This window comes from Nocardia sp. NPDC004151 (genome assembly GCF_042874235.1).
Classification (GTDB): domain Bacteria; phylum Actinomycetota; class Actinomycetes; order Mycobacteriales; family Mycobacteriaceae; genus Nocardia.
This window is the reverse complement of the sequence record NZ_JBIAMR010000015.1, coordinates 99880-126451: the sequence shown is the minus strand read 5'-3', so window position 1 is coordinate 126451 and position 26572 is coordinate 99880. Positions and strand designations below refer to the sequence as shown.

29 protein-coding genes are annotated in these 26572 nt (G+C 68.6%); 11 read left to right on the top strand and 18 right to left on the bottom strand.

Translation table 11 applies throughout. The features are described from left to right. Positions 1–46 precede the first annotated feature (46 nt). Positions 47–388 (bottom strand): cytoplasmic protein, encoded by a 342-nt coding sequence (locus tag ACFYTS_RS28650; protein ID WP_357287559.1) that lies wholly within the window; start codon positions 386–388, stop codon positions 47–49. 46 nt (positions 389–434) lie between these two features. On the opposite strand from ACFYTS_RS28650, the gene ACFYTS_RS28645 reads away from it, so the two are divergent. Then, entirely contained in the window at positions 435–1025 is a 591-nt protein-coding gene (locus ACFYTS_RS28645) for a TetR/AcrR family transcriptional regulator (protein ID WP_387308543.1), read from the top strand. Positions 1026–1083: 58 nt separating this feature from the next. Here ACFYTS_RS28645 and ACFYTS_RS28640 read toward each other — a convergent pair whose 3' ends face one another. From ACFYTS_RS28640 to ACFYTS_RS28610, 7 genes are read right to left on the bottom strand one after another with little or no spacing between them, the layout of a single operon-like run. Next, on the bottom strand, positions 1084–1440 hold the full coding sequence (locus ACFYTS_RS28640) for a metal-sulfur cluster assembly factor (RefSeq protein WP_357082950.1): 357 nt from the start codon (positions 1438–1440) through the stop codon (positions 1084–1086). A gap of 2 nt (positions 1441–1442) precedes the next feature. After that, positions 1443–1916, bottom strand: a complete 474-nt coding sequence (sufU, locus tag ACFYTS_RS28635; RefSeq protein ID WP_357287565.1) for a Fe-S cluster assembly sulfur transfer protein SufU — start codon at positions 1914–1916, stop codon at positions 1443–1445. A 3-nt stretch (positions 1917–1919) separates the two neighbouring features. Next, a complete protein-coding gene (locus ACFYTS_RS28630; RefSeq protein ID WP_357287567.1) occupies positions 1920–3173 on the bottom strand; it encodes a cysteine desulfurase in 1254 nt (417 codons plus the stop codon). Between the two features lie 2 nt (positions 3174–3175). Then, positions 3176–3949, bottom strand: coding sequence for a Fe-S cluster assembly ATPase SufC (gene sufC, locus ACFYTS_RS28625; protein WP_357287570.1), 774 nt, complete (start codon positions 3947–3949; stop codon positions 3176–3178). Between the two features lie 56 nt (positions 3950–4005). Continuing rightward, the gene (gene sufD, locus ACFYTS_RS28620; protein WP_387308540.1) at positions 4006–5184 is read right to left on the bottom strand and encodes a Fe-S cluster assembly protein SufD; all 1179 of its coding nucleotides are present in this window, start codon (positions 5182–5184) and stop codon (positions 4006–4008) included. After that, entirely contained in the window at positions 5184–6620 is a 1437-nt protein-coding gene (gene sufB, locus ACFYTS_RS28615) for a Fe-S cluster assembly protein SufB (protein WP_357287575.1), read from the bottom strand. Before sufB ends, sufD begins: the two co-directional genes overlap by 1 nt. Continuing rightward, positions 6617–7459: a metalloregulator ArsR/SmtB family transcription factor gene (locus ACFYTS_RS28610; RefSeq protein ID WP_357287577.1), complete on the bottom strand. Its 843-nt coding sequence runs from the start codon at positions 7457–7459 to the stop codon at positions 6617–6619. Before ACFYTS_RS28610 ends, sufB begins: the two co-directional genes overlap by 4 nt. 140 nt (positions 7460–7599) lie before the next feature. Here ACFYTS_RS28610 and ACFYTS_RS28605 point away from each other — a divergent pair, with 140 nt between their 5' ends. Together ACFYTS_RS28605 and ACFYTS_RS28600 are read left to right on the top strand one after the other, a co-directional pair. After that, positions 7600–7944: an SDR family oxidoreductase gene (locus ACFYTS_RS28605; protein ID WP_387308537.1), complete on the top strand. Its 345-nt coding sequence runs from the start codon at positions 7600–7602 to the stop codon at positions 7942–7944. 152 nt (positions 7945–8096) lie between these two features. Continuing rightward, the gene (locus tag ACFYTS_RS28600; RefSeq protein WP_357287583.1) at positions 8097–9110 is read left to right on the top strand and encodes an LLM class flavin-dependent oxidoreductase; all 1014 of its coding nucleotides are present in this window, start codon (positions 8097–8099) and stop codon (positions 9108–9110) included. A 13-nt stretch (positions 9111–9123) separates the two neighbouring features. Here the strand turns inward: ACFYTS_RS28600 and ACFYTS_RS28595 are convergent, their stop codons facing one another. Both ACFYTS_RS28595 and ACFYTS_RS28590 read right to left on the bottom strand, forming a co-directional pair. Continuing rightward, on the bottom strand, positions 9124–10866 hold the full coding sequence (locus ACFYTS_RS28595; protein ID WP_387308535.1) for a pyruvate dehydrogenase: 1743 nt from the start codon (positions 10864–10866) through the stop codon (positions 9124–9126). Positions 10867–10939: 73 nt separating this feature from the next. Then, positions 10940–11377 (bottom strand): DoxX family protein, encoded by a 438-nt coding sequence (locus tag ACFYTS_RS28590; protein WP_387308533.1) that lies wholly within the window; start codon positions 11375–11377, stop codon positions 10940–10942. 29 nt (positions 11378–11406) lie between these two features. Between ACFYTS_RS28590 and ACFYTS_RS28585 the strand changes: the two genes are divergently transcribed. Next, positions 11407–12303: a sigma-70 family RNA polymerase sigma factor gene (locus ACFYTS_RS28585; RefSeq protein ID WP_387308531.1), complete on the top strand. Its 897-nt coding sequence runs from the start codon at positions 11407–11409 to the stop codon at positions 12301–12303. Positions 12304–12315: 12 nt separating this feature from the next. Here the strand turns inward: ACFYTS_RS28585 and ACFYTS_RS28580 are convergent, their stop codons facing one another. From ACFYTS_RS28580 to ACFYTS_RS28560, 5 genes are all read right to left on the bottom strand, one after another. Further along, positions 12316–12909: a TetR/AcrR family transcriptional regulator gene (locus ACFYTS_RS28580; RefSeq protein ID WP_357287594.1), complete on the bottom strand. Its 594-nt coding sequence runs from the start codon at positions 12907–12909 to the stop codon at positions 12316–12318. 94 nt (positions 12910–13003) lie between these two features. Continuing rightward, positions 13004–13399, bottom strand: coding sequence for a DUF302 domain-containing protein (locus ACFYTS_RS28575; RefSeq protein ID WP_357287597.1), 396 nt, complete (start codon positions 13397–13399; stop codon positions 13004–13006). Further along, positions 13399–13635 (bottom strand): DUF2892 domain-containing protein, encoded by a 237-nt coding sequence (locus tag ACFYTS_RS28570; RefSeq protein ID WP_357287599.1) that lies wholly within the window; start codon positions 13633–13635, stop codon positions 13399–13401. The genes ACFYTS_RS28575 and ACFYTS_RS28570 overlap by 1 nt, the downstream gene beginning before the upstream one ends. A gap of 24 nt (positions 13636–13659) precedes the next feature. Further along, positions 13660–13929 carry a metal-sensitive transcriptional regulator gene (locus tag ACFYTS_RS28565; protein WP_357287602.1) on the bottom strand — a complete coding sequence of 90 codons (270 nt, stop codon included), beginning with the start codon at positions 13927–13929 and terminating at the stop codon, positions 13660–13662. A 118-nt stretch (positions 13930–14047) separates the two neighbouring features. Then, positions 14048–16201, bottom strand: coding sequence for an MMPL family transporter (locus ACFYTS_RS28560; RefSeq protein WP_387308527.1), 2154 nt, complete (start codon positions 16199–16201; stop codon positions 14048–14050). A gap of 165 nt (positions 16202–16366) precedes the next feature. Between ACFYTS_RS28560 and mptB the strand changes: the two genes are divergently transcribed. The 4 genes from mptB (at position 16367) to ACFYTS_RS28540 (ending at position 20831) form a co-directional block, all read left to right on the top strand. Continuing rightward, a complete protein-coding gene (mptB, locus tag ACFYTS_RS28555; protein WP_387308525.1) occupies positions 16367–18049 on the top strand; it encodes a polyprenol phosphomannose-dependent alpha 1,6 mannosyltransferase MptB in 1683 nt (560 codons plus the stop codon). Continuing rightward, a complete protein-coding gene (locus ACFYTS_RS28550) occupies positions 18046–18978 on the top strand; it encodes an ABC transporter ATP-binding protein (protein WP_357287611.1) in 933 nt (310 codons plus the stop codon). Before mptB ends, ACFYTS_RS28550 begins: the two co-directional genes overlap by 4 nt. Then, complete coding sequence (locus ACFYTS_RS28545; RefSeq protein ID WP_357287613.1) at positions 18975–19757, top strand: ABC transporter permease; 783 nt, start codon at positions 18975–18977, stop codon at positions 19755–19757. The genes ACFYTS_RS28550 and ACFYTS_RS28545 overlap by 4 nt, the downstream gene beginning before the upstream one ends. A gap of 96 nt (positions 19758–19853) precedes the next feature. Next, entirely contained in the window at positions 19854–20831 is a 978-nt protein-coding gene (locus tag ACFYTS_RS28540; RefSeq protein WP_387308522.1) for a heme A synthase, read from the top strand. A gap of 31 nt (positions 20832–20862) precedes the next feature. On the opposite strand, the gene ACFYTS_RS28535 is transcribed toward ACFYTS_RS28540, so the two are convergent. Then, positions 20863–21927: a lipocalin-like domain-containing protein gene (locus ACFYTS_RS28535; protein WP_387308520.1), complete on the bottom strand. Its 1065-nt coding sequence runs from the start codon at positions 21925–21927 to the stop codon at positions 20863–20865. Positions 21928–21940: 13 nt separating this feature from the next. Then, a complete protein-coding gene (locus ACFYTS_RS28530; protein WP_387308518.1) occupies positions 21941–23227 on the bottom strand; it encodes an oxygenase MpaB family protein in 1287 nt (428 codons plus the stop codon). A 120-nt stretch (positions 23228–23347) separates the two neighbouring features. Here ACFYTS_RS28530 and ACFYTS_RS28525 point away from each other — a divergent pair, with 120 nt between their 5' ends. Both ACFYTS_RS28525 and ACFYTS_RS28520 read left to right on the top strand, forming a co-directional pair. Continuing rightward, a complete protein-coding gene (locus ACFYTS_RS28525; RefSeq protein WP_387308516.1) occupies positions 23348–23998 on the top strand; it encodes a TetR/AcrR family transcriptional regulator in 651 nt (216 codons plus the stop codon). Between the two features lie 46 nt (positions 23999–24044). Further along, the gene (locus tag ACFYTS_RS28520) at positions 24045–24725 is read left to right on the top strand and encodes a class I SAM-dependent methyltransferase (RefSeq protein ID WP_387308514.1); all 681 of its coding nucleotides are present in this window, start codon (positions 24045–24047) and stop codon (positions 24723–24725) included. Between the two features lie 409 nt (positions 24726–25134). Here ACFYTS_RS28520 and ACFYTS_RS28515 read toward each other — a convergent pair whose 3' ends face one another. Continuing rightward, positions 25135–26007 carry a class I SAM-dependent methyltransferase gene (locus ACFYTS_RS28515; protein ID WP_387308512.1) on the bottom strand — a complete coding sequence of 291 codons (873 nt, stop codon included), beginning with the start codon at positions 26005–26007 and terminating at the stop codon, positions 25135–25137. A gap of 172 nt (positions 26008–26179) precedes the next feature. Here ACFYTS_RS28515 and ACFYTS_RS28510 point away from each other — a divergent pair, with 172 nt between their 5' ends. Continuing rightward, on the top strand, positions 26180–26572 hold the full coding sequence (locus tag ACFYTS_RS28510; RefSeq protein ID WP_357083014.1) for a limonene-1,2-epoxide hydrolase family protein: 393 nt from the start codon (positions 26180–26182) through the stop codon (positions 26570–26572).

The window sequence follows — 26572 nt, the reverse complement described above, 5'->3', positions numbered from 1 at the left end:
GTCGCCGCTCCAACCCCGGCACGACCGGCCGGAACACGCCAGCGCGCTACATCCCGGAAGGCCCGAGCACCGTGTCCCCGGCCGCCGGCGCGGGCTCCTTGAGTTCGATGAACAGCGCGTGGGTCTCCCCCTCGCCGATGTTCTCACCCGAATGCTCCTGCGCGCCGAGCCACCGCACCTGCCCCGCGGTGAGCTCCACCTCCACCTGCTCCCCATTGGCGGTGATCCGACGCCGGAAGGAGTTCAAGGGGTACAGGACGCTGTCGGGATGACTGTGGGGCGATGTGCGGTCACCGGGCTTGTCGCGGTATTCCAGCACCCGCACCCGCTCGTTCTCGAAGACGACCCGGTACAGGTCCGGATTCACGACAGCGGGATCGGTGCTCATAGCAGCCCTCCGGGACTCGATATGGGATCAGAGTACCATCATGGGCATGGCCGTACCATATGAGAACACCGGGCGCACCAACCAGAAATCCCGCACCCGCACGGCCCTGATCACCGCGACCCGGAAGCTGTTGGCGCAGGGCGCGATACCGACGGTCGAGGACGCCGCGCAGGCCGCCGAGATCTCCCGCACCACCGCCTACCGCTACTTCCCCAACCAGCGCGCCCTCCTGGCGGCCGTACGCCCCGAGATCGACCGGGAAACCCTGCTCCCCGATCCCGCCCCCACCGACCCGCGCGAACGCCTGGACCTCGTCATGCGCGAATGCGTCCGCATCAACCTGGAGTGGGAACCCGAGCTACGCACCTCCCTGCGCCTGTCCCTGGACCCCGCCGCGGGCAACCCCTCCCCGCTCCGCCGCGGCCGGGTGATCGGCTGGCTCGAACACGCGCTGGAACCTCTGCGAATCACTCACCCGGACATCGACATCCACCGCCTGGCCATCGCCATCCGATCCGCCACCGGCATCGAATCCTTCATCTGGCTCGTCGACGTGGCCGCCCTCCCCCACCCCGAGGCCGCCGAAATCCTCTGCGCCACAGCCAGAGCCCTCCTGAACGAGGCGCTGGGACGCTGAAACGGCGATGCGGACCGATCCACCAGGGATCGGTCCGCATCGCCGGAGTGCGTTCTGTCTACACCGTGAAGCCGAGTGCGCGCAGCTGCTCGCGGCCGTCGTCGGTGATCTTGTCGGGGCCCCACGGGGGCATCCAGACCCAGTTGATCTGCAGGTCCTCGGCGAGGCCGGAGCGGACCAGGGCGTTGCGGGACTGGTCCTCGATGACGTCGGTGAGGGGGCAGGCCGGGGAGGTCAGGGTCATGTCGAGTTTGGCGATGCCGTCCTCGAAGGCCATGCCGTAGACGAGGCCCAGATCGACGACATTGATGCCGAGTTCGGGGTCGACGACGTCACGCATCGCCTCCTCCATGTCGTCGAGGTGCTGCAGCTCCTCGGGAGTGAGTTCCTTGGTCTGCTGCTCTGTCTCGCTCATCGCTACTCCCCGTTGCCCATCGTCTTCTTGGCTTCCTCGGCCGAGGCTATCCGCACCACGGCGTCCTTGAACGCCATCCAGCCCAGCAGCGCGCACTTCACGCGGGCGGGGTACTTGGCGACGCCGACGAACGCGACACCGTCGCCGATCACGTCCTCGTCACCCTCGACGGTGCCGCGGCCGGTGATCATCGCGTCGAACTCCTCGACCACCTTCAGCGCCTGCTGCACCGGCAGGCCGATGACCTGATCGGTGAGCACCGAGGTGGAGGCCTGGCTGATCGAGCAGCCCTGACCGTCGTAGGACACGTCCCGCACATCGCCGTTGCCGTCGATGTGCACGCGCAGGGTCACCTCGTCACCGCAGGTCGGGTTGACGTGGTGCACCTCGGCGCCGAAGGGCTCACGCAGCCCCCGGTGGTGCGGGTGCTTGTAGTGGTCCAGGATCACTTCCTGGTACATCTGCTCCATGCGCATGGTCTATGCAACTCCGAAGAAGCTCTGGGCCTTCCGCACCGCGGCCACCAGCTGATCGACCTCGTCGAGCGTGTTGTACAGCGCGAAGGAGGCCCGGGCGGTGGCGGCGATACCGAAACGGCGGTGCAGCGGCCACGCGCAGTGGTGACCGACTCGGATGGCGACACCCTGGTCGTCGAGGATCTGGCCGACATCGTGGGCGTGGACACCGTCGACCAGGAACGACACCGCGCCACCGCGGTTCACGTTCTCGGTCGGGCCGATGATCCGGACACCGTCGATCGCGTCGAGACCCTCGAGGGCCGCGCTGACGAGCGTGTGCTCGTGCGCCGCAACGGCTTCCATACCCACATTGCCGAGATACTTGACGGCAGCGCCCAATCCGACGACCTGCGAGATCATCTGCGAGCCCGCCTCGAACCGCTGCGGCGGCGGGGCGAAGGTCGAGTGATCCATGAACACGGTCTCGATCATGGAGCCGCCGGTGATGAACGGCGGGGTGTCCTCGAGCAGCTCCCGGCGGCCGTACAGGATGCCGACACCCGAGGGGCCCAGCATCTTGTGGCCGGAGAAGGCGGCGAAGTCGACGCCCAGCTCCTTGAAGTTCACGCCCATGTGCGGCACCGACTGGCAGGCGTCGAGCACCACGATGGCGCCGACTTCCTTTGCCCGGCGCACCAATTCGGCGACATCGGCGACCGCGCCGGTCACATTCGACTGATGCGTGAACGCGACCACCTTCGTGGCGGGCGACAATTCGAGCGAATCCAGGTCGATGCGGCCGTCGTCGGTGACGCCGTACCACTTCAGCGTCGCACCCGTGCGGCGCGCGAGCTCCTGCCACGGAACGAGATTCGCGTGATGCTCGAGCTCGGTGATGACGATCTCGTCACCGGGACCCACGTGGTACGGGAAGCGGTCGTCGGAGAAGGCGTAGGCCACCACGTTCAGCGACTCGGTCGCGTTCTTGGTGTACACGATCTCGTCCGGGCCGGCGCCGACGAACGCCGCGATCGCCGCGCGCGCCGCCTCGTAGGCCTCGTTGGCCTCCTCGGCGAGCTGGTGCGCGCTGCGATGCACGGCCGCGTTGTGCTCGAGCAGGAATTCCCGCTCGGCGTCGAGCACCTGCAGCGGACGTTGCGACGTCGCACCGGAATCCAAGTACGCCAGCGGTTTCCCGTCACGCACGGTCCGGCTCAGGATCGGGAAGTCGGCCCGGATCCTGGCGATGTCGAGAGTCCCCACGGTGCTGGTCATATTCAGGCTCCTACAGCAGCTGAAGTAAAGCGCACGTAGCCGTTCGCGTCGAGTTCCTCGGCCAGCTCGGCGCCGCCCTCGGCGACGATCTTGCCGCCCACGAACACGTGCACGAAGTCGGGCTTGATGTAGCGCAGGATGCGGGTGTAGTGGGTGATCAGCAGGATGCCGCCGGTCTCCCGCTCCTTGTAACGGTTCACACCCTCGGAAACAATCCGCAGCGCGTCGACGTCGAGGCCCGAGTCGGTCTCGTCGAGCACGGCGATCTTCGGCTTGAGCAGGCTCAGCTGCAGGATCTCCTGGCGCTTCTTCTCACCGCCGGAGAAGCCCTCGTTGACCGAGCGCTCGCCGAAGGCCGGATCGATCTCCAGCTCGGCCATGCCCTCCTTGACTTCCTTGACCCAGGTGCGCAGCTTGGGGGCCTCGCCGCGGATGGCGGTGGCGGCGGTGCGCAGGAAGTTCGAGACCGAGACGCCGGGCACCTCGACCGGGTACTGCATGGCCAGGAACAGGCCGGCGCGGGCGCGCTCGTCGACCGACATCTCCAGCACGTCCTCACCGTCCAGGGTGATCGAGCCCTGGGTGACGGTGTACTTGGGGTGCCCGGCGATGGCGTAGGACAGGGTCGACTTGCCGGAGCCGTTGGGGCCCATGATGGCGTGGGTCTCGCCCGACTTGATGGTCAGGTTCACGCCCTTGAGGATCTTGATGGGCTCGGCGTTCTCGTCCGGGCTGGCGACCTCGACGTGCAGGTCCTTGATTTCCAGGGTGGTCATCGAATCGGATTCCTTTGCGGGGATGGGAAGTTGGTGTCAGGCGCCGACGGCGCCCATCAAGCTCCGACAGCGGCGAGCTCGGCCTCGATGGCCGCCTCGAGCCGCTCCCGGACCTCGGGGACGGAGATCTTCTGCAGCACCTCGAAGAAGAAGCCGCGCACCACCAGACGGCGGGCGACCTCCTCCGGGATGCCGCGCGAACGCAGGTAGAACAGCTGCTCGTCATCGAAACGGCCGGTGGCCGAGGCGTGTCCGGCCCCGATGATCTCGCCGGTCTCGATCTCCAGGTTCGGCACCGAGTCGGCGCGCGCACCGTCGGTGAGCACCAGGTTGCGGTTCAGCTCGTAGGTGTCGGTGCCCTCGGCGGCCGCTCGGATCAGCACGTCGCCGACCCACACGGTGTGCGCGTCCGGCTTGTCCGAGGTCGGATCACCCTGCAGCGCACCCTTGTACTGCACGTTCGACTTGCAGTTGGGCTGCGAGTGATCGACCAGCAGGCGCTGCTCGAAGAACTGGCCGTCATCGGCGAAGTACACGCCCAGCAGTTCGGCGTCGCCGCCCGGGCCCGCGTAGCGGACATTGCCGGTCAGGCGCACCAGATCGCCGCCGAGGGTGACATTGGTGTGGCGCAACACGGCGTCGCGACCCAGCATGGCGTGGTGCGCGGTGACGTGCACGGCGTCATCGGCCCAGTCCTGCACCACGATCACGTTCAGCGCGGCGCTGTCACCGAGGATGAACTCCACGTTCTCCGCGTAGGTTCCGCTGCCCCGCTGGTCGATGACCACCGTGGCGCGCGCGAAGTTGCCCAGGCGGATCTGGGTGTGGCCGAAGGCGACCTTGCCCGCGCCCGGACCGGTGATGGTCACGGTAACCGGTTCGGCCACTTCGGTTTCCGAGCCGACCGACACGACGGTGGCGGCCTCGAAACCGGAGTACGCCTGAGCGGCGACCCGATCGGTGGGGGTGCCGCCCTGGCCCAGGCGAGCGTCGGTGCGGTCCACGGTCTCGGCGGTGACGCCGGCGGGCGCGCTCACCTCGACGGTGGCCTGACCGTCACGGACGGCGGTGCCGTCGTGCAGGCCGTTGAGGCGGCGCATCGGAGTGAAGCGCCACGCCTCGTCACGGCCCGAAGGGATTTCGAAGGCGTTGACGTCGAACGAGGCGAAGACCTCACCCTTGTTCAACGCGGGAGTACGAGCCTCAGCGGCCTCGGCAACGTTGTCGACGGCCATCAGCCGACGGCTCCTTCCATCTGCAGTTCGATCAGGCGGTTCAGTTCCAGGGCGTACTCCATCGGGAGCTCCTTGGCGATGGGCTCCACGAAGCCGCGCACCACCATGGCCATCGCCTCGTCCTCGGTCAGACCGCGGGACATCAGGTAGAACAGCTGGTCCTCGGACACCTTCGAGACGGTCGCCTCGTGGCCCATGGTCACGTCGTCCTCGCGGATGTCGACGTAGGGGTAGGTGTCGGAGCGGGAGATGTTGTCCACCAGCAGCGCATCGCACTTCACGGTCGACTTCGAGCCGTACGCGCCCTTGTTCACCTGCACCAGGCCGCGGTACGAAGCCCGGCCACCGCCGCGCGCCACCGACTTGGAGATGATGTTCGAGGAGGTGTGCGGCGCCAGGTGCAGCATCTTCGCACCGGTGTCCTGGTGCTGGCCCTCACCGGCGAACGCGATGGAGAGCACCTCGCCCTTGGCGTACTCGCCGGTCATCCACACGGCCGGGTACTTCATGGTGACCTTGGAGCCGATATTGCCGTCGACCCACTCCATGGTCGCGCCGGCCTCGGCCTTGGCGCGCTTGGTCACCAGGTTGTAGACGTTGTTCGACCAGTTCTGGATCGTGGTGTAGCGGCAGCGGCCGCCCTTCTTCACGATGATCTCCACGACCGCCGAGTGCAGCGAGTCCGAGGAGTAGATGGGCGCGGTGCACCCCTCGACGTAGTGGACGTAGGCGTCCTCGTCGACGATGATCAGCGTCCGCTCGAACTGACCCATGTTCTCGGTGTTGATGCGGAAGTACGCCTGCAGCGGGATGTCCACGTGCACGCCCGGCGGCACGTAGATGAACGAGCCACCCGACCACACCGCGGAGTTCAGCGCGGAGAACTTGTTGTCACCCGAGGGGATGACCGAGCCGAAGTACTTCTGGAACAGCTCGGGGTGCTCCTTGAGACCGGTGTCGGTGTCGAGGAAGATGACGCCCTGCTTCTCCAGGTCCTCACGGATGGAGTGGTAGACGACCTCGGACTCGTACTGGGCGGCGACACCGGCGACGAGACGCTGCTTCTCGGCCTCCGGGATGCCCAGCTTGTCGTAGGTGTTCTTGATGTCCTCGGGCAGCTCTTCCCAGGACGCGGCCTGCTTCTCGCTCGAGCGCACGAAGTACTTGATGTTGTCGAAGTCGATGCCCCCGAGGTTGGAGCCCCAGTGCGGCATGGGCTTCTTGTCGAAGATGCGCAGTGCCTTGAGGCGGAAGTCGAGCATCCACTCGGGCTCGCTCTTCTTGGCCGAGATGTCGCGCACGACGTCCTCGGACAGTCCGCGCTTGGCAGCGGCACCGGCGACATCCTTGTCGGCCCAGCCGTACTCGTAGGTACCCAGGGACGCGATGGTCTCTTCCTGGGACAGCGGCTGCACCTGGTCGGTGGTCGTCGTCATTCGGCACTCCTTCCGGAGTCATGTGTAGAAGTCGTTGCGGGCTGCGCAACGGGGGTCTGGGCGGAACTTTCGGGAGCGGTATCGGGCATAGCGGGCGAAGCAATGAGAGGAACGTGCGTGGTGCAGGCGCAGTCACCGTTGGCGATGGTCGCCAGGCGCTGCACATGCGTGCCGAGAATCGCGCGGAAGGCCTCCAGCTCGGCCGCGCACAACTCCGGGAATTCCTCGGCGACGTGCGAGACCGGGCAGTGGTGCTGGCAGATCTGCACCCCGGCGCCGACCTTCCGGGTCGAGGCCGCGAACCCGGCGTCGGTGAACGCTTCCGCGATCTCCTCCGCCTTGGCCTCGGTCTCGGCCGGGGCGTGGACGGCGAGATCGCCGACCCCGGCCACGATGGCCGCCACCCGCTTGCGCGCGAAATCGGCGATGGCCTGATCGCCGCCGATCTCCCGCAACTGCCGCATGGCCGCTCCGGCGAGGTCATCGTAGGCGTGCGCGAGGCGGCCCCGGCCGGTGGCCGTCAGCTGGTACTGCTTGGCGGGACGGCCGCGGCCCTTCTGCTGCCACGGCGCCGACCTGGTCGCCTGCGCCTCACCGGACTCGATGAGCGCGTCCAGATGCCGCCGCACGCCCGCCGGACTCAGACCCAGCCGCTCGCCGATGGCGGTCGCGGTGATCGGGCCCTCCTCCAACAGCAGCTTGACGACGGCTTCGCGCGTGTGTCCCTCACCCGCCGGCCCGGACACGACAACAGACCGGGCACCGTCGTGCTGGTGCCCGGTTTGTTCCGCGTTCCGCAAACCCACGGTTTTCACAACACAAGTGTGACGGAATTCCATTCCTCGATCCAGTAAGGGTCCCCTGACCGGAAATGCGCGACCTGGGAATATGGCAGCGCATGTGAGCTGGCACACCATATACATCCCGGCAATTCGGAAATCAGGGCCGGTCATGAGGAGTTCTGGACGGTGCGAACAGTGTGCTCGTAGTGGGCGGGACGGGAAATGTCGGCCGAAAAGTCGTCGCGGATCTGACAGTGGCGGGTGTGCGGACCCGGGCCCTGATCCGGGATCCGGCAGCCGCCGGGCTTCCGCCTGAGGTGGACGTGGTGCGCGGCGATCTGGCCGATCCGGGCTCGCTGGCGGCGGCCACCGACCGGGTCGAGTCCGTCCTACTCATCTGGCCGTTCCACGACACCGAGAACGCCGAACGCGCCGTGCGGGCGTTGAGCGGACCGGATCGGCGGCTGGTCTCCGACCTCACTGGAAGACCGGCCCGCGATATCCGGGACTGGGCCGTGGAGCACGCGGCGGAATTCAGGTAGCCGACCGGTCGCTTGCCGGCGCGGGTCGGGGCGCGGGCACGAGAGATTCGGCGGACGGGCATAAGTTCGACGCCGATCGAATTAGTACTGAGAGGCGGGCGCACCCTGCCCGCCGTCCGACGAACAGCCGATCCACGAAAGCCGGTGCCAGCATGCCCTTCGCCGTATCCATCCTCGACCTGGCGACGGTCGCGCCCGGGCAGACCGCGCGCGACAGCTTCCAGCACAGCGTGGCGCTGGCGCGGGCGGCGGAACGCAGTGGGTATCGGCGGGTCTGGTACGCGGAGCACCACAATATGAAGTCGATCGCCTCGAGTGCGACCAGCGTGCTCATCGGGTACGTCGCGGCGCACACCGACAGCATCCGGCTCGGCGCGGGCGGGGTCATGCTGCCCAATCACTCGCCGCTGGTGATCGCCGAGCAGTTCGGGACGCTCGAATCGCTGTATCCGGGACGGATCGACCTGGGGCTGGGGCGGGCGCCGGGCAGTGATCAGGAGACCATGCGGGCGCTGCGGCGCAATCCGTCCTCGGCGGATACCTTCCCGCAGGACGTGCTCGAATTGCAGGGGTTCCTCACCGGCAAGAGCCGGATTCCAGGGGTGCAGGCGGTGCCGCGGGCGGAAGGCGTTGTGCCGCTCTACATTCTGGGGTCGTCGCTGTTCGGGGCGCAGCTGGCCGCGCATCTGGGACTGCCGTACGCGTTCGCCTCGCACTTCGCGCCGGACGCGCTGCACCAGGCGGTCACCGAGTATCGGGAGCGGTTCCGCCCTTCGGAGCAGTTGGCCGAGCCGTATGTGATGGCGGGCGCGAACGTGTTCGCCGCCGCGGATCGGGAGGCGGCCGAGGAGCAGAAGACCATCTCCTATCGGGCGCGCACGCGGGCCTTCATCAAGCGCGGCGCGGCGGGCATGGACTTCTCCGACGAGGAGATCGACGCGTTCCTGGCCTCGCCCAACGGCCGTCACCTGGCGGCGATGACCACCTACACCGCGGTGGGCACGCCCGACGACGTCGTCGACTACCTCGAGGAATTCGCGGCCGGGATCGACGCCGACGAGCTGATTCTCGCCCACCACGCACAGGGCATCGAGGATCGGGTGCGGTCGGTGGAGCTCACCGGCGCGGCCGTGGCCGCCCGCGAATCCGTCACGCCCCGAAGCTGATCGGAGCGCCGCGTCAGGGGCGCGGGATATTGCGGAGGTTGGAGCGGGCCATCTCGACCATGCGCCCGACTCCGCCCGCCAGCACGATCTTCCCGGCGGCCAGGGCGAAGCCCTTCACCTGCGCCGCATCGATCTTCGGCGGCAGCGACAGCGCGTTCGGGTCGGTGACGACGTCGACCAGCATCGGTCCGGGTTCGGCGAACGCCTTGGCCAGCGCGCCGCGCACCTGGGCGGGATCGGTGACCCGGATCGCCGGCATGCCCACGGCCGCGGCGATATCGGCGTAGTTCACCGGCTCCTGATCGGTGCCGTAGTCGGGCAGGCCGTCGACGAGCATCTCGAGTTTCACCATGCCCAGGGTGGAGTTGTCGAACACCACGATCTTCACCGGCAGCCGGTGCCGCCAGACCGTCAGCAACTCCCCCATCAGCATGGCCAGGCCGCCGTCGCCGGACAGCGAGATCACCTGCCGTCCCGGGAAAGCCGACTGCGCGCCGATCGCGTGCGGCAGCGCGTTGGCCATGGTGCCGTGCCGCCAGGAGCCGATGATGCGGCGACGGCCGTTGGGGGTCAGATAGCGGGCGGCCCAGACATTGCACATGCCGGTATCGACGGTGAAAACCGCATCACTGTCGGCGATTTCGTCGATCAGAGACGCCACGTACTCGGGGTGGATGGGCGTGTGGTGGTCGATGTCGTGGGTGTAGGCGTCGACCACACTCTCGAGGGAAGAGGCGTGGCGGCGCAGCATGTCGTCGAGGAAGGCGCGACTCGGTTTCTGGTGCAGCAGTGGCAGTACCGCGTCGATGGTCGCGGCCACGTCACCGTGCACGGCGACGTCGACGATCGTCCGGCGGCCGATGCGGGCGGGGTCGCGGTCGATCTGGGCGACCCGGCCGTCCTGCGGCAGGAAGGTGTCGTAGGGGAAGTCGGTGCCGAGCAGGATCAGCAGATCCGCTTCGTGGGTGGCCTCGTAGGCCGCGCCGTAGCCGAGCAGGCCGCTCATGCCGACGTCGTAGGGATTGTCGAACTGGATCCATTCCTTGCCGCCAAGGGCGTGGCCGATCGGGGCGTGCAGGCGCTCGGCCAGGGCCATGACCTGCGGGTGCGCGCCGCACACACCCGCGCCCGCGAACAGCGCGACGGTATCGGCGTCATTGACGGCTTCGGCGAGACGGTCCACCTGTTCGGCGGGCGGGACCACGGTGGCCGCGGACGTCACCAGATCCGAGGGGCGGCCACGGTTCTCGGCGTCCGCGCTCAACACGTCACCCGGGACGACCAGGACCGAGACGCCATGACGGCCCAGAGCGGTCTGCATGGCGATGGTGGCCAGGCGCGGCATCTGGGCCGGGGTGCTCACCATTTCGCAGAAGTGGCTGCATTCCACGAAGAGTCGTTCGGGATGGGTCTCCTGGAAGAAGCCGGTGCCGATCTCGTGGCTCGGGATGTGCGAGGCGATTGCCAGCACCGAGGCGCCATTGCGGTGCGCGTCGTAGAGGCCCTGGATGAGGTGGGTGTTGCCGGGTCCGCAGCTGGCCGCGCAGGCGGCGAGGCGTCCGGTGAGGACCGATTCCGCGCCCGCGGCGAAGGCGGCGCTCTCCTCGTTGTGGCAGTGCACCCAGTCAATGCCCTCGGTGCGGCGCAGCGCGTCGACGAACGGGTTCAGACTGTCGCCGACCAGGCCGTACACCCGTTGGACTCCGGCGGCGACGAGGGCGTCCACCAATTGACTGGCAACCGAGTTGCGACCCATCATCGCTCCGTTCGCCGTGCCGGGACCGAGCATGATCGAAAGTCACTGTAACCGAATTCAGGCCTTCAGGTAGCTAGACGGTTGCTGATGCATCCGTTTCCGCAGGCTCGGCATTGACGAATCGGCGATCGGCGGGACGGGTCGCCCAGGAGACGGCGGTCAGCGTGGCCATGACGAGCAGGATCGGCACCTCGATGAGCTTCTCCCCGGTGGTCAGGTGCGAGGCGATGGCTCCCGAATAGACGAAGAAGGTCCCGGCATAGGCCCACTCCTTCACCAGCGGCAGCCGCGGGGCCAGGAGCGCGACCGCGCCCAGCAGCTTCCAGACGCCCAGGATGACCAGGAAATAGGTCGGATAGCCCAGGGCCGCCACGACCTCGCGAACAGTCGCGATCCGGGCGACATCCCACCAGCCGCCCACCGCCAGTTCGGCGGCGACCAGCACGGTCGAGGTCCAGTAGAGGAGGGCGCGGTAGGGAACGATTCGTGTGACGATGGTGTGTGTAGTCATGTCACCGCGACGTTCGGCGAGCACGAAATATGTCGGTCAGCGACTCCGGATCCCCCGCAGCCCGATTCGAGCGGCGGCGCGCCCGCCTGACCGCCCAGGCCTTCCGGATGCTCGGCGCGTCCGGTGAGGCCGAGGACGCGGTGCAGGACACGTGGATGCGCTTGAGCCGCACCGATATCGACACCATCCGCAACCTGGACGGCTGGCTCACCACCGCGCTCTCCCGGATCTGCCTGGACGTGCTGCGCGGCCGCCGGGTCGACGACCGGTTCCCGCTCGGGCCCGGCGCGCCGGAGCCGTTTCCCGAGGCCGCGATCCTGGAAACCCCGGAGGACCGGGCGATTCTCACCGACGAGCTGGAACGGGCGGTACTGGTGCTGCTGCGGCGACTGCCGCCCGCCGAACGGGTCGCGTTCGTCCTGCACGACATGTTCGGGGTGCCGTTCTACGAGATCGGCGAGATCCTGGACCGGACGCCGAACGCGGCGCGACTGCTGGCCGGCCGAGCCCGGCGCCGAGTGCTCGACGACGGCGACGGGCTGCGGCCCGAAGCGCTGCGGGAGGACCGGATCGTGCGGGCCTTCCTGGCCGCGGTCCGGGCCGGAGACATCGAGGCGGCGCTGACCGTGCTGGATCCGGAGATCATGGTGTCCGCCGATCGGGTGGCCGCGCCCGGATCCGTGCCGGTCACCGCACAAGGCACGCGTGTGGTGGCCCGGCTGGCGGCCGGTTTCGCGCGGCGCGAGGAGTTCTCGGCGATCATTCTGATCGACGGGCGGCCGGGCGCGCTCGTGGTGTCGCACGGCGAATCGCCGGAGGTCATGGTCTTCACCATCGCGGCCGAACGGATCACCGCCATCGACGTGATCGCCGAGCCGGAGGTCTTGGCCCGCCTGCGGCTGACGGTGCCCGATTTCACCGCTTGATGGGAACCGCACTCAGGGTGAATGCGCCTCGACGGCAACGGCTTCGGCGAGACTCAGGCGCAGCAGCCGGGCCATGGCCTCCGACACCGTGTGCAGCGGCTCGTCGGTGCGCCGCACCCGGGCCAGGATGGTCGCGCCCTCGTAGGCCGCGACCACCGTGGTGGCCAACCCCCGCGCCTCCCCCGGCTCCAGCCCCAGTTCGATCAGCAGTTCGGCGAAACCGCGCGTCATGGCGTCGAATGCCGAAACGCACGCCGTGCGCACCGATTCGACATCGCTGCCACCGTCCAGGGCAGGCGTGCCGACCGGACAGCCGGTGGTCCAGTCTGTCTCGTCCAGCCTCCCGGCCATGAAATCGAACAGCGTTGCCGCGGTGTCGAACACATCGCCGGGCGCCTGCCGGATCATGCGGCCGAACAGCACCCCCGTGCCGGTGATGGCCGCGACCGCGATCTCCTCCTTGCCGCCCGGAAAGTGGTGGTAGATCGACCCATACGGCAGCCCCGCCGCCTCGCTCAACTTCTTCAGCCCGAATCCGTGGTAGCCGTGCCGGGCTAGCAACCCGGCCGCGGCCGCCTCGATTCGCCGTTTCGAATCGGACACCATCCATCCAGAGTATGAGCGGGGTCCGACACCGGCAGGGCGAATCGTGTTCGGGCAGTGGAGCAACCGGGCGTGAGCGGCCCGGATCCGGGCGGGATCAGCCCAGGGCGGCGATGGCGGCACCGAGCTTGGCGGCGGCGGTGTCGGCCACCTCCTTCAGCCCGGGATCGCCCGCGACCTGCACCATCAGCTGCGGGTCCATGGCTTCGACGAGCACCGCGCCCGCGCGTGAACGGTCATCGCGCACAATCACATTGCACGGCAGCAGCAGCCCGATCTGGCGGTCGACCTCGAGGGCGGCGTGGGCCAGCGGCGGGTTGCAGGCGCCGAGGATGAGGTAATTCTCCAGGTCGGCGTCGAGCTTCTGCTTCATGGTGGCGGTGACGTCGATCTCGGTGAGGATGCCGAAACCCTGCTCGGACAGGGCCTTCCGGGTGCGCTCCACCGCGGTGGCGAAATCGGTGTAGAGGGTGGTCGACAGGGCGAGGGTCATCACGCGGTCCTTTCCATTGCGGGGCTGCCCGTCCGGGGCACCCCCAGGCGTCGCAGGAGCAGGGTCACCGGGCACCAGCCGGCGAACCCGTAGAGCAGCAGGTTGGCCGCCACGAACGTGGTCAGCAGCAGCCACCAGGGCGAGAACGCGAGCACCAGCGCGATGCTGAGCAGCACCATGGTTGCGGCCAGGACCGGCACGATGCGGTCGATGGTCCAGCGGCGGGTCGCGGTCATCATGACTTCCTTTCGATCCCGGCGTCAGGCGAGCGCCAGGAAGAGTTTCTCCAGTTCCTCGATCGTCATCGGCTCCGAACCCTCGGCCTGTTCGCCGGTCAGGCAGTCGCGCAGACCGGTGGCGACGATCTTGAAGCCCGCGCGGTCCAGCGCCCGCGAGACCGCGGCGAGCTGGGTGACCACGTCCTTGCAGTCGCGGCCCTGCTCGATCATGGAGATCACGCCCGCGAGCTGGCCGTGTGCGCGGCGCAGGCGGTTGAGGACCAGTGCGATGCTGTCTTCGTCGCCGATCATGAGGGTTCCTTCCCTGAGTTCGATGACTCCATCATACCCCTGGGGGTATGTGAGGGCCGTGAGAGCAGGCTCACCGTTTTCCCACGGCCCCCACCGTTCGGTGCGCGACGCCGATATCTCAGTGCGCGAAGCTGATATCCGGCAGCACCTTGCGCAACCAGCGCGGCGACCACCAGGCGGCATGCCCCGTCAGACGCAACAGCACCGGCAGCAGGATCAAGCGGATCAGCACGGCGTCCAGCAGCACGGCCACGCCGAGGATGATGCCCATCTCCTTCGGCGGCAGCGGATCGGCCAGGGCGAAGGTGAAGAACACCGCCACCATGACCGCCGCCGCGGCCGCGATCACCCGGCCCGAATGCGCGATGCCGTCGATATGGGCCACCGCGGGATCACCCGAGCGCTCGTAATGCTCCTTCGCCGTGGCCAGCAGGAAGACCGTGTAATCCATGGCGATCGCGAAGATCATGGCGAAGAAGAACACCGGGCCCCAGCCGTCCAGGAAACCCTGCGGGGTGAAGCCGAGCAGGCTCGCGCCATGGCCGTCCTGGAACACCAGCTTCGCCACGCCGAACGCGGCCGCGGTGGACAGCAGGCTGACACCCGCGCCGAGCAGCGCGATGAGCGGTGCGCGCAGGGCGACCAGGAGCAGCAGGAAGCCCAGCACCAGGATGATGCCGACGACCAAAGGCAGGTAGTCGTTCAGGGCCTTTTGCAGGTCCAGATTCTCGGCGACCGCGCCACCGACCAACGCGTCGGCCGGGAGAGCCGTGCGCAGGGAGTCGACGATGTCGCTCATGGCCGGATCCGAGGGATCGACGGTCGGAGTCGCCTGGATCAGAACCAGTCCGCTGCCGTCGCCCGCGGGCTGTGGCGGCGAGACCATACCGATCCGGCTGTCCGAGGCCGCGATTCGCGTGACATCGGCGGCGTCGGAGGCCGGGGCCACGATCTGCAGCATGCCCGGAGCGCCCAGCCCGAATTCGCGCTGCACCAGCTCGTAGCCCTGGCGCACGGACGAATCCGCGGGCACCACCTGAATCGAGGGCATGGCCACCTTCAGGCTCGTCACCGGAATCGCGAGCGCGATCAGCACCAGCAGCGAACCGATGGCGAACGGCCACGGGTGGCGGTGCAGCAGCTGGCCCCACTTGGCGAAGACCGGCGAACGATGCTGCTGGCGCGCCACATACGGCAGCGAGCCCGCGTTCACCCGCTTGCCCAGCGCGCCCAGCACGGCGGGCAGCAGGGTCAGCGTCGCCAGCAGGACGAATGAGACCGCGAACATGATGCCGACCGCCATCGTGCGCACGGCGGGCGCGGGCACCACCAGCACGGCCGACAGGCTGACCAGCACGGTCAGACCGGAGAGCAGGACCGCCTTGCCCGCGGTGGCCATGGTGACCGCCACCGCGGTGCGCGGTGGGGTGTCGCCGCGGATCGCGTCACGGAAGCGCGAGACCAGGAACAACGCGTAGTCGATGCCCAGGGCCAGGGCGAACATCATGGCGAAGTTCATGGCCCACACCGAGATCGGCGTGATCTGGTTGAGCAGGACCAGCCCGCCCGCGGAGGCGACGAGGCCGGTGAGGGTCAGCAGCAGCGGCAGACCGGCGGCCACCAGGGAGCCGAAGGCCAGCACCATGATCGCCAGAGTGACCGGCCAGGAGAACATCTCCGCCTTCATCATCGCGTCGTGGTTGGCCTTGTTGAAGTCGCTCCACAGCGCGGGGGAGCCGGTCGGGTAGATGTCGAAGCCCTCGGCGGAGATGTTCTTCAGCTTCGGGCCGAGGTCGGTGACCGCGGTGACCATGTCGTCGGTGCTCGCGTTCGCGCCCGCCAGCAGGATGCCGGTGTGGCCGTCGCGGCTCACCGATTGGCCGGGCGTGGGTGCGACGATCGCGCCGAAACGGCTGTCCGCCTGCAGGATCGCGGTGATGTCGGTGACCAGGCGCTGTGCGTCACGGCTGTCCATGGTCGCGGTATCGGAGTGGATCACCACCTGCACGGCCGCGGCCGAGTTGCCACCGAAGTGTTCCTGCGCGAGGTCGCGGACCTGCACGGATTCGGAGCCGTCGGCCTGCCAGCCCGCACCCGCGAGGGAGTCGAACACCGACGGCGCGGCCGCGCCGAGCGCCACCGACAGAACCAGCCAGAAACCGAACACCCAGCGGGCGTGGTCGGCCATGACCGCACCGAGGCGGCCCAGGAGACCGCCGGGGGCGGCCGTGCTCGGAGAAGCGTCGGCGACGCCGACTGTCGTACTTCGCATCTGAGACTCCCTTCTATACCCCCAGGGGTATGGCACGACTATACCCCTGGGGGTATCAGAAGCAAGCGGGTGTGACCGATGGCAACTACCGGGCACACCCTCGACCCCCCGCTATGGCCATGCGATCGGCGTCCGACCCGCGGCTCCGGACTAGGCTTCGGTCCTGTGGCGGTAGCGGAAGGCGCGGGGCGCAGAGTCATCGATATCGGACGCCGGGCCCTGGGCCTGGACGTCCCTGCCGCCGATCACACCGTCGCCGTGCTGCACAGCGTCGACCACGACGTGCCCGGCCTGGACCGGCGAGAAACCCTGCAGCTGATGCGAATCCGGCTGCTCGGGGCGACCGGCGCGGTCATCATGGCGATTTCGGCGCTCGGCGTCGGCGCGCAGCCGGTGCATCAGAACCCGACCTCCGGGCTGCGGGTACTCGGCTTCTTCGCCCGCGCCGGCACCTCCACGCTGGCCATGTGCATGATCGGCACCGTCCTGGTGATCATGGCGTGGCTGCTGCTGGGACGCTTCGCGGTCGGCGGGTGGGGCGGGGATCCGCGACACCGGCTCAGCCGCTCGCAGATGGATCGGACGCTGCTGCTGTGGATCATTCCGCTCAGCGTCGCGCCGCCCATGTTCAGCAATGACGTGTATTCGTATCTGGCGCAGAGCGAGATCGCGAACCGCGGCCTGGACCCCTATTCGGTGGGACCGGTCGACGGGCTCGGGCTCGACAATGTGCTGACCAACAACGTGCCCAATATCTGGCGCTCCACCGCCGCGCCCTACGGGCCGCTGTTCCTCTGGATGGGTCGCGGGATCGCGCAGATCACCGGCGACAACATCGTGCTCGGGGTGTGGCTGCACCGGGCGCTCGCGCTGGCGGGCGTCGCATTGATCGTGTGGGCGCTGCCGCGGCTCTCGCGCCGGTGCGGGGTCGCGCCGGTGAGCGCGCTGTGGCTGGGCGCGGCCAATCCGCTGGTGCTGTTCCACCTGGTCGGCGGGGTGCACAATGACGCGCTCATGCTCGGGCTGATGCTGGCGGGCCTGGAGTTCTGCCTGCGGGCCATCGACGACTCACCGGAGTTCGATCGGCGGGCGTGGGCGCTGCTGATATTCGGCACCGTGGTGATCACGCTGTCGTCGGCGGTGAAGATCACCTCGCTGGTGTGCCTCGGGTTCGTGGGCATGGCGCTGGCCCGACGGTGGGGGCGCGGACTCAAACAGGTGCTGCTCGCGGGTGCGGTACTCGGCTCGGTCGCGCTGGTTACGACACTGTTCGTGAGTTTCGCCAGCGGTCTGGGGTTCGGGTGGGTCAATACCGTAGGCACCGCAACCGCAGTGCGCAGCTACCTGTCGTTGCCAACGGCGATCGGGATCATCACCGGATTCGGCGGGGTGCTGCTCGGGCTCGGCGACCACACCACTGCCCTGCTCGACATCACGCGCCCCATCGCTTCATCCGTCGCGGGATTCGTGACTGTGCGCATGCTCATCGCCGCCTGGACCGGACGCTTGAATCCGATCGGCGCACTGGGTGTTTCACTCGGCGCGATCGTGCTGCTGTTCCCGGTCGTTCAACCCTGGTACCTGCTGTGGGCGATCGTCCCCCTCGCCGCGTGGGCCAACCGCCCCGCCTTCCGGGTCCCCGCGGTCGTCCTGTCGGTGATCGTCTCGGTGATGGTGATGCCGCGCGGCGCCGACTTCTACGTCTTCCAGATCGTCGAATCGGCCATCGCCACCCTGATCGTCGGCGGCTCCCTGATCTTCCTCACCCGAAATGTGCTGCCGTGGCGCAATCAGCCGGGGGTGTCGGCTCGGTCACAGCAGCCCACGCCTTACGGTGTGTCCTCGTGACCGCAGCATCCGGACCCGCCGTACGCGTCGACGGCGTCGTGAAACGCTACGGCGAGACCACCGCGGTCGACGGCATCAGCTTCGACATCGAACGCGCGCAGGTGCTGGCCCTGCTCGGACCCAACGGGGCGGGCAAGACGACCACCACCGAGATGTGCGAGGGGTTCGTGTCGCCCGACGCCGGGAGCGTGCGGGTGCTGGGGCTCGACCCGATCGCCGACTCCGATCAGCTGCGACCGCGCATCGGGGTGATGCTGCAGGGCGGCGGGGCGTATCCGGGGTCCAAGGCCGGGGAGATGCTCGATCTCGTCGCGTCCTACTCCGCGAATCCGCTCGACCCGGCCTGGCTGCTGGACACGCTCGGGCTCAAGGACGCTCGCCGGACGCCGTATCGGCGACTATCAGGCGGGCAGCAGCAGCGGCTCGCGTTGGCGTGCGCGCTGGTCGGGCGGCCCGAGATCGTGTTCCTCGACGAGCCGACCGCCGGACTCGACGCGCAGGCGCGGCATCTGGTGTGGGAGCTCATCGACGCGCTGCGCCGCGACGGGGTCAGCGTCCTGCTCACCACGCACATGATGGACGAGGCCGAACAGCTCGCCGACCAGCTCGTCATCATCGACCACGGACGGGTCGTCGCCCAGGGCACGCCCGCCGAGGTCACCTCGCACGGCGCCGAAGGGCGGCTGGCGTTCACCGCGCCCCCGAAACTCGACCTGTCGCTGCTGGAAGCCGCGCTGCCGGAAGGGTTCACCCCGCGCGAGACCGCGCCCGGCTCCTACCTGCTGCAAGGCGACATCACCCCGCAGGTGCTGGCCACCATGACCGCGTGGTGCGCGCGAATCGACGTGCTGCCCACCGACATTCGCATCGACCAGCGCCGGCTGGAAGACGTGTTCCTCGAACTGACCGGGCGGGAGCTGCGCGGGTGACCGAGACCGAGAACCGATTCGCGGCGGGCACCTTCTCCCCCGCCCCGCAGCCGACCACGCGCGCGAAGATGCTGGCGGCGCAGACGCGCATGGAACTGATCCTGTTGCTGCGCAACGGGGAACAGCTGCTGCTCACCATGTTCATTCCGATCACGCTGCTGATCGGGCTGACGCTGCTGCCGGTCAGCGGACTGGGCGAGCATCGGGTGGATCGGGTCGTGCCCGCGGTGATGATGGTGGCGATCATGTCGACCGCGTTCACCGGGCAGGCCATCGCGGTCGGCTTCGATCGCCGATACGGCGCGTTGAAGCGGCTCGGGGCGACTCCCCTGCCGCGGTGGGGCATCGTCGCGGGCAAGTGCTCGGCGGTGCTGATCGTGGTGGTGTTGCAGTCGATCCTGCTGGGCGGCATCGGGGCCGCGCTGGGCTGGCGGCCGTCGCTGGGCGGGCTGCTGCTGGGCGCGGTGGTGATCGGGCTCGGGACCGCGACCTTCGCGGCGCTGGGGCTGCTGCTGGGCGGGACGCTCAAGGCCGAGGTGGTGCTGGCGCTGGCCAACATCCTGTGGTTCGTGATGCTCGGGACCGCGAGCCTGGTGTTCATGTCCGACGATCTGCCGCGCGCGGTGAGCGTGATCGCGCGGATCATTCCGTCCGGGGCGCTGTCGGAGTGTCTGGATCGGGCGATGCGCACCAGCGTCGACTGGTACGGGCTGGCGGTGCTCGCGGGCTGGGGTGGTCTCGCGGGGTGGCTGGCCACCCGGTTCTTCAAGTTCGACTGAGACGGGCCGCGAAACCCGGTCCGCGACCGGGTGTTTAACGACACGTTGTAGTAGGGCGGGTGACGGGGCGAAATACGCCCCCGCTACCATCGGTGCGTGCTGTCTCGCGCCTTCCAGCGACTTGCCGACCTGTTCCCGATGCCCTCCCTGCGGGTGCAGCGGCTCATCGCCTTCCTGGTCATCCTGTCCCAGGCCGGAATCTCGGTGACCGGTGCGGTCGTCCGCGTCACCGCGTCGGGCCTGGGCTGCCCCACCTGGCCGCAATGCTTCCCCGGCAGCTTCGTGCCGACCGCGGTGGCCGAGGTGCCGGTGGTGCATCAGGTCGTCGAATTCAGCAATCGCATGCTGACTTTCGTGGTGTCGCTGGCCGCCGCGGCGATCGTGCTCGCGGTCACTCGGGCACGACGGCGGCGTGAGGTGCAGATCTACGCGTGGCTGATGCCGGGCGGCACCGTGCTGCAGGCGGTGATCGGCGGTATCACCGTGCGCACCGGGCTGCTGTGGTGGACGGTCGCGGTGCACCTGCTGGCGTCGATGTTGATGGTGTGGCTGGCCACGCTGCTGTGGGCCAAGGTCGGCGAACCCGACGACGGCATCGACACCGTGCGAGTGCCCCGGCCGCTGCGGCTGCTCACCGCACTGAGCGGTGTCGCGATGACCGCCACCCTGATCGCGGGCACGCTGGTCACGGGCGCGGGCCCGCACGCGGGTGACAAGAGTGCCGAGCGGCAGGTCGAGCGGCTCCAGGTCGAGATCGTGACCCTGGTGCACCTGCACGCCGAACTTCTCGTCGCCTATCTCGCGTTGCTGGTCGGCCTGGCGTGCGGGCTGGCAGCGATCGGCATGAACAAGACCCTTCGTCAGCGGATGATCCTGGTGATCGCGCTGGTGTGCGCGCAGGCGTTGGTCGGCATCGTCCAGTACTTCACCCACGTGCCCGCCGTGCTGGTCGTCGTCCACGTGGGCGGCGCCGCTGCCTGCATCGCGGCCACCGCCGCCCTGTGGGCGGCGATGCGCACTCGCGAACCGCTGCCCGCCTCGGCGCCGATGCCGGCGGGTCAGAGCGCCGTGTAGGTCTCGCAACCTCGGCCACTTGCCGCGCGGTTCAGCGCAGGGCGACCAGTTCGTGCAGCGTCGTACCGGATTCGCGGTAGGGCGCGGCGCCGTTGTGGACGGTCAACTCGAAGGTGGACCGGAACCGGAAGTAGGCCGGGTGGCCGATCAGCCTGTGCAGGAGTGGGCGCAGGGCACGCGATCGCACGACCGGGACATCGTCGAGCAGGTCGTGAGCGTGAATGACCGCGTCGACGGTGAGACGTAAATCCAGCTGGTCCGGTACGCGCAGCTCGATCCATTCCGGATAGTCGCGCCCGGCGATCGGGTCGTGGCGTTTCGGCCCCTCGGTGAGAACCGCCTCGCCCGTGGACAACACGACTTCGTCCTGACACGCGAGCATCAACGGCGCGATGGCGTGCGAGCCCTGCCTGGGCTGGGTCAGAACCTGCGCGTACAGCAGCGAGTAGTCGTCGGTGTAGAGCCGACCCCAATGCCAGCGATCGATGATGCGTTTCATATCGCCGGTGCCCCAGTTGTGGTCGGCGTAGCCGCGGCCGGTCACCGTCGACCGTCGCCCATCGATTTCCAGCGTGCCGTGCACTCTTGCACGCGGTGCGCCGACCATCCACCCGAAGCTCTCGCCACCGGCGAAGCGAGTCTCGCCCTTGCCCGGCATCCACGCGGGCGTCTCGTTCTCGAAGGTCAGCTCGAAGGCCAGGCCACCTTCGGCCAAGCGCACGTGATGCCTGGGCAGCCCATCGGCGGTGACCTCCGACCAGGCACGATTATCGCCGATGCGCACATCGCACCGGTCGGCCGAAAAGCTGGTCGCCGCGGGCGAATACCGCTTGGACGTCTGCAACCGGTCGCCGTCGGGCGTGTAGACGATCAATTCGACCCAGGGCCGCGCCCACGGCAGGTCCTCCGGGCGGCGTTTGATGAGGAAGCCGACGACGACGTGGCCGCTGTCGAGTTGCGCGTCGAAGTACCAGTGCTCGAACGCCATTCGGCTCGGCGATGGATGCCATCCGTTGTGGTGGGGTTCGACGGTCGTGAGGACGCCGTCGCGACGTCCCGGTCCGTTCCAGACCTCGGTGATACCGATACTCGTCACTGTCCGGCTCCTTTCAGCGCCGCAACGCGCCGGTGGCGTCGAATTGCGCTTCCCGGCCCAGCATTTGGGCGCGGTACCAGTTCTCGCGGTGGCGCACCATGACGCGCTCGTGCAGCCGCGCGAACGGCGGGCAGGTCCGCCGCGCCACTTCCATCGCGGTGATCAGCGGAAACCGCGCCACCGGCACCAGAATCCACGGGAACACCGCGGGCATGCGGTAGCGGCGTCGGGTGCCGGGGGCCATGTACATCGCCGCGTAGACGGAGTTGATCCGGTAGCCGTAGGCGGCGCGCACACGTTGCAGCCCATGCTGATTCGCACGCGGTGCGAACGCCGCCGGATACGATTCGATCAGCTCCGCGCCGTGGGCTCCGGCATCGTAGGATCTGGCGACGATCGTCATGGCCAGCACCCGCAGGCCGTCGGCGATCGACTCGGGATACCAGCGCACCCGCACGCCGAGCAGATGGCCCAGGTAGCGCTGGAAATGCAGGAGCGCACGGATTTCCGAGGGCGTGGTCTGATAGCCGAGCAGCCACAGGCCCAGGGCCGGGGTGACGCTGCCGCCGAGCAGAGTCAGCAGCTGGTAGGTCTGGCTGATCGGCAACCCCCACCGTTGCGTGTCCCACTCCGGATGCCCGGCGACGCGTGCCCGCACCGAGACGTGCATGACCCGGACCTTCATCGCGGTGGCGCGGCCGGCGGACCCGGGGGTCAGCAGCGCCCCCGGCTGGGAGACGTCGATCCAGAAGCGGCAGGTCTCGAGGAAACGCCGCAGCGCGCTGTCCCCGGCGTATCCGCCGGCCAGTGAGAGCGGGGTGGCGACGGCGGCCTCGGTGTACATCTCCAGGGTCTCGGCCCCGGCGAAGCTGAACAGCATGGTGCCCCACCGCCGCCAGATGGCCGCGCCCTGCTCCACCAGGTCCGGGTCCAGCCAGGCGGGGCGAGTGTCGAACTCGGCGAACAGCTCCCGCATGGCCGTGGGCGCGTCGGGCACCGCGTCGAGGCCGGACGCGAGCGCGGCGTCGAGCAGGGCGCGCCCGGCCCGCGGCCCGGCCTCGCCGTGCATCACCTCTGCCACGAAGCGTTCGGCGACCGGGTCACTGGTGAACAGGTCCTCGCACAATGCGCTCGCCTGCGCGTCGGTGGGGAACGGCCCGCTGCCGGTGAGCGCGGTGAGAACGCGTTCGAAACGCTTGGCGGCGGGCGTGTTCCGGCCCTCCCAATAGCGGAAGGCGGTCGGGCAGCGCGCCGGAACGGACTGGTCAGCAGTGGGAGGTAAGGGAGTGTCCACCGACATGGGGATCCTTTCGATCCGATCCTGAACGAATCACACCATACTCCGAAGTATGGAATCGGTACCCTGAAGTATGGAATCCGCCTTCTACGATCGAGGAGTGCAGATCATGAACAGGCCCCGATGACCGCCGAGCCACCGCGCGCGGCCGCCACACCACGCAGGTCCAGGAAGGCCGAAACGCAGCAACGCGATTCGGCGACCACCGCACGCGCCGGAGGCCGCCGCGCCCCACGGCTCTCCTACGAGGACTGGGTGGACGGCGCACTCGCCCTGCTGGCCCGCGAAGGACCGGCCGCGCTGCGCATTCCGCGCCTGTGCGCGGAGCTCGGGGTCACCAAGGGCAGCTTCTACTGGCATTTCGACGACATCGGCCGGCTCGAGGAAGCCATGGCCGACCACTGGATCACCACCCAGGGCCGGGTGATCGCCGACCTCGCCGCGGTCGACTCGATTCCGGTGGAACAGCGCATCGAAGCGATGGGCGCCCTGCTCGTGGAACGTAACTGGCTGGTCGAGGCCACGGTGCGCGAGTGGTCACGGACCCGCCCGCAGGTCGCCGACGGCGTGCGTGAGCTGGACCGCCAAATCTTCCAGGTCATCCAATCCGCCCTGGCCGAACTGGGTTTCGACCCCGAAGCCGCCCGGCTGCGCGCGGGCGCCATGGTCTATCTGGGCATCGGTTTCATCCACGGCCACGACAGCCTGCCGACCCCGACACCCGAACAGATCAACACGGTCCTGGCGCTGCTCACCGCACCCGAACGGAGCTGAGCGATCGGCTGGTCGACGTTCATCCGCACCCGGCAAGATGGGTGAGGTGCCCGACCTGCTCGATGACGCCCACCTGGAACGGACCGCGGTAGTGGCGAACTCCGCCATGAACCGCGACCGCCGCCTCCCCGCCTACCGCCGCGAACTCGGCTTCGACCCCGTCGCCTGGCTGAGCGCACGGCCGGGCCCGCAGCGGTGGCTGGATGTCGGATGCGGCAGCGCCCTGGCGCTTTTCGAGGCGGCCGAGGCCCTGTCCGGGCACACCCGGATCACCGGATTGGACCTGGTCGGCTACTTCGGCGGAACACCTCGCCCCGGCGTCGACCTGGTCACCGGTTCGGTCCTGTCCTGGGAGCCCGACGCCCCGATGGACCTGATCACCAGCGTCCACGCCATCCACTACGTCGGCGACAAACTCGACGCGCTGACCCGCATGTCGTCGTGGCTCGCAGCCGACGGCCACCTCGCGATCAATTTCGACGCCGACGCGATTCGCGATGCCACCGGATCCCCGCTGGGCCGCCGACTCTCGACAGCCCTGCGCCACAGCGGTTTCAGCTACTCCGCACGAACCCACCGTCTGACCCGGACCGGCCACGGCACGCCCCGCTGGGACTTCCGCTACCTGGGCGCGGACCCGTCCGCGGGGCCGAACTACACGGGCCAGGAGGCGGTGACCTCCCATTACGCGTCCGAGGCTGCCGCGACCCCCGATTCTCGACGCTGAACTGTCAGCACAGGAAGGGGTGAGGGCCGCTCGGACGTCGGGTTGGCGGCGGTCGGCGTGGAGTTCGAGGAGGGCGGCTTCGGCGACCATGCCGATCCAGAGGCGGGCGGCCTGGGCGGGGTGCGGCCAGGAGGGGGCTTCGAAGTCGGGTTCGGCGATGGTGGCGGCGCAAGGCCAGCAGGTAGTTGGCGCGGGAGCCGAAGTGATGGAAGAACGTGCCCTTCTAAACGCCCAGTTCCGCGACCAGGACGTTGACGCTGACCCCCACCAGCCCCAGACTCCGAACTCCGCACCCTCCCCACCGGCTACCTCCCCTTCTCCTCCGCCCCCATCGACTTCCTCGAAATAGTCCTCCCCTATATCGAATCCGCGCACCGCGTCGTCGGAAGGCCGGGTAGGCACGCGCCCGTCAGGTGCGGTCGGCGGTGAGGATGTGGCCGTCGGCTCGGAGGGAGCGGTGTTTGCCCTCGACTTTCGTTTCCACGGCCAGGGATTCGAGGTCTCGGTCGGTGGTGACGGTGAAGCCGTGGGCCGCGAGGAGGGCTGACAGTGCTTGGGGGGTCCAGGTGGAGCGTTGGGGTTCGTGGGCCATGGGGTTGGGGCGGCCGGAGAGGGTGAGGATGAGCTGCATGGCCTTGCGGCCGTACTTGTAGGCGCGGTTGGGGGTGGGGTAGGTGACGATCAGGCGGCTGGCGGGGGCGCTGCGCTGCGCGATCGCGGCTACCGTCGCGGCGACCTGGGCCGGGGTCAGGTAGGGGACGACGCCTTCCCAGATCCAGGTGGTGGGGACGGAGTCGTTGTGGCCGGCGGCGGCCAGGGCGGCGGGGAGGGAGTCCTTGGCGAAGTCGACCGCGACGAAGTGGATGTCGGCAGTGGATTCGTGGTCGCCGAGGCGGGCACGTTTCTCCGCCTGGGAGGACGGGTGGTCGACTTCGTAGACGGGGGTGCCGCGCAGGTCGGGCATCCGCCAGGCGCGGGCGTCCAAGCCCGCACCGAGGATGACGAGTTGGGGATTGGCGGCGGCCAGCACGGCGTCGTCGATGGCGATGGTGCGGACCGCCATGACTTCGGCCGTGGCGGAGAGGAGTTCGTATTCCATGCGGGGGCCGAAGGAAGCCGGGACCGCGCCGGCTCGGACGAGGGTGACGAGGGCGCGTTCGTCGTCGGTCAGGAGTTCGGTGGCGATGGGGTCGGAGAATCGGCCGATACCCAGTCGGCCGTCGGCGACAGCCCGGCCCTGGCAGACCAGGATGGCGGTGCGGCTCGCTGCGCGCTCGGTCACTGGATCATTATTGGCGGTGAGGAGGGATTTCGTGCAGCGGCAGGCCGGGGCGGGTCGGTGAGACAGGCGTGGGGTCGAGTCTCATGGCGAGAAGAGGGTTGACAGTGCCGGGGTGGGGCGGGAGTTTGGCTGCTGTAGGTCAGGTCCGTCGTAGGAAAGGTCTCCCGCAGCAGTGAGCATCGAACACGCCAGCCAGTCCCCCGCCGAGGTCGTCAACGCGTTGTGCGCCGAATGGCTCACCGGCACACCGGAATCCATCGCGGAGTTCTTCACCGAGGACGCCGTGTATCACAACATTCCGATGGATCCGTTCGTCGGCAAGGCCGCGATCCTGGAGTTCCTGCGCGGGTTCATCGGCGCGTTCGGCGGGATCGAGTTCTCGATCCACCATCAGGCCGTCACCGGGAACATCGTGCTCAACGAGCGCACGGATCGATTCAGCCTCGGCGACAACAAGGTCGAACTGCCGGTCACCGGCGTGTTCGAGGTGCGCGACGGGAAGATCGCGGCGTGGCGGGACTACTTCGACATGGCCCCGTTCGCGGCCATGCAGGCGGGCGCGTAG

Bases quoted from the DNA above. Each gene is read 5' to 3' on its own strand.
- sufD (WP_387308540.1), bottom strand. From the start codon at position 5,184: ATGGCCGTCGACAACGTTGCCGAGGCCGCTGAGGCTCGTACTCCCGCG.
- sufC (WP_357287570.1), bottom strand. From the start codon at position 3,949: ATGACCACCCTGGAAATCAAGGACCTGCACGTCGAGGTCGCCAGCCCG.
- ACFYTS_RS28585 (WP_387308531.1), top strand. From the start codon at position 11,407: ATGTCGGTCAGCGACTCCGGATCCCCCGCAGCCCGATTCGAGCGGCGG.
- ACFYTS_RS28530 (WP_387308518.1), bottom strand. From the start codon at position 23,227: ATGTCGGTGGACACTCCCTTACCTCCCACTGCTGACCAGTCCGTTCCG.
- sufU (WP_357287565.1), bottom strand. From the start codon at position 1,916: ATGCGCATGGAGCAGATGTACCAGGAAGTGATCCTGGACCACTACAAG.
- ACFYTS_RS28525 (WP_387308516.1), top strand. From the start codon at position 23,348: ATGACCGCCGAGCCACCGCGCGCGGCCGCCACACCACGCAGGTCCAGG.
- ACFYTS_RS28640 (WP_357082950.1), bottom strand. From the start codon at position 1,440: ATGAGCGAGACAGAGCAGCAGACCAAGGAACTCACTCCCGAGGAGCTG.
- ACFYTS_RS28590 (WP_387308533.1), bottom strand. From the start codon at position 11,377: ATGACTACACACACCATCGTCACACGAATCGTTCCCTACCGCGCCCTC.
- ACFYTS_RS28610 (WP_357287577.1), bottom strand. From the start codon at position 7,459: ATGGAATTCCGTCACACTTGTGTTGTGAAAACCGTGGGTTTGCGGAAC.
- ACFYTS_RS28650 (WP_357287559.1), bottom strand. From the start codon at position 388: ATGAGCACCGATCCCGCTGTCGTGAATCCGGACCTGTACCGGGTCGTC.
- ACFYTS_RS28580 (WP_357287594.1), bottom strand. From the start codon at position 12,909: ATGGTGTCCGATTCGAAACGGCGAATCGAGGCGGCCGCGGCCGGGTTG.
- ACFYTS_RS28600 (WP_357287583.1), top strand. From the start codon at position 8,097: ATGCCCTTCGCCGTATCCATCCTCGACCTGGCGACGGTCGCGCCCGGG.
- sufB (WP_357287575.1), bottom strand. From the start codon at position 6,620: ATGACGACGACCACCGACCAGGTGCAGCCGCTGTCCCAGGAAGAGACC.
- ACFYTS_RS28575 (WP_357287597.1), bottom strand. From the start codon at position 13,399: ATGACCCTCGCCCTGTCGACCACCCTCTACACCGATTTCGCCACCGCG.
- ACFYTS_RS28570 (WP_357287599.1), bottom strand. From the start codon at position 13,635: ATGACCGCGACCCGCCGCTGGACCATCGACCGCATCGTGCCGGTCCTG.
- ACFYTS_RS28595 (WP_387308535.1), bottom strand. From the start codon at position 10,866: ATGGGTCGCAACTCGGTTGCCAGTCAATTGGTGGACGCCCTCGTCGCC.
- ACFYTS_RS28560 (WP_387308527.1), bottom strand. From the start codon at position 16,201: ATGCGAAGTACGACAGTCGGCGTCGCCGACGCTTCTCCGAGCACGGCC.
- ACFYTS_RS28565 (WP_357287602.1), bottom strand. From the start codon at position 13,929: ATGATCGGCGACGAAGACAGCATCGCACTGGTCCTCAACCGCCTGCGC.
- ACFYTS_RS28645 (WP_387308543.1), top strand. From the start codon at position 435: ATGGCCGTACCATATGAGAACACCGGGCGCACCAACCAGAAATCCCGC.
- ACFYTS_RS28630 (WP_357287567.1), bottom strand. From the start codon at position 3,173: ATGACCAGCACCGTGGGGACTCTCGACATCGCCAGGATCCGGGCCGAC.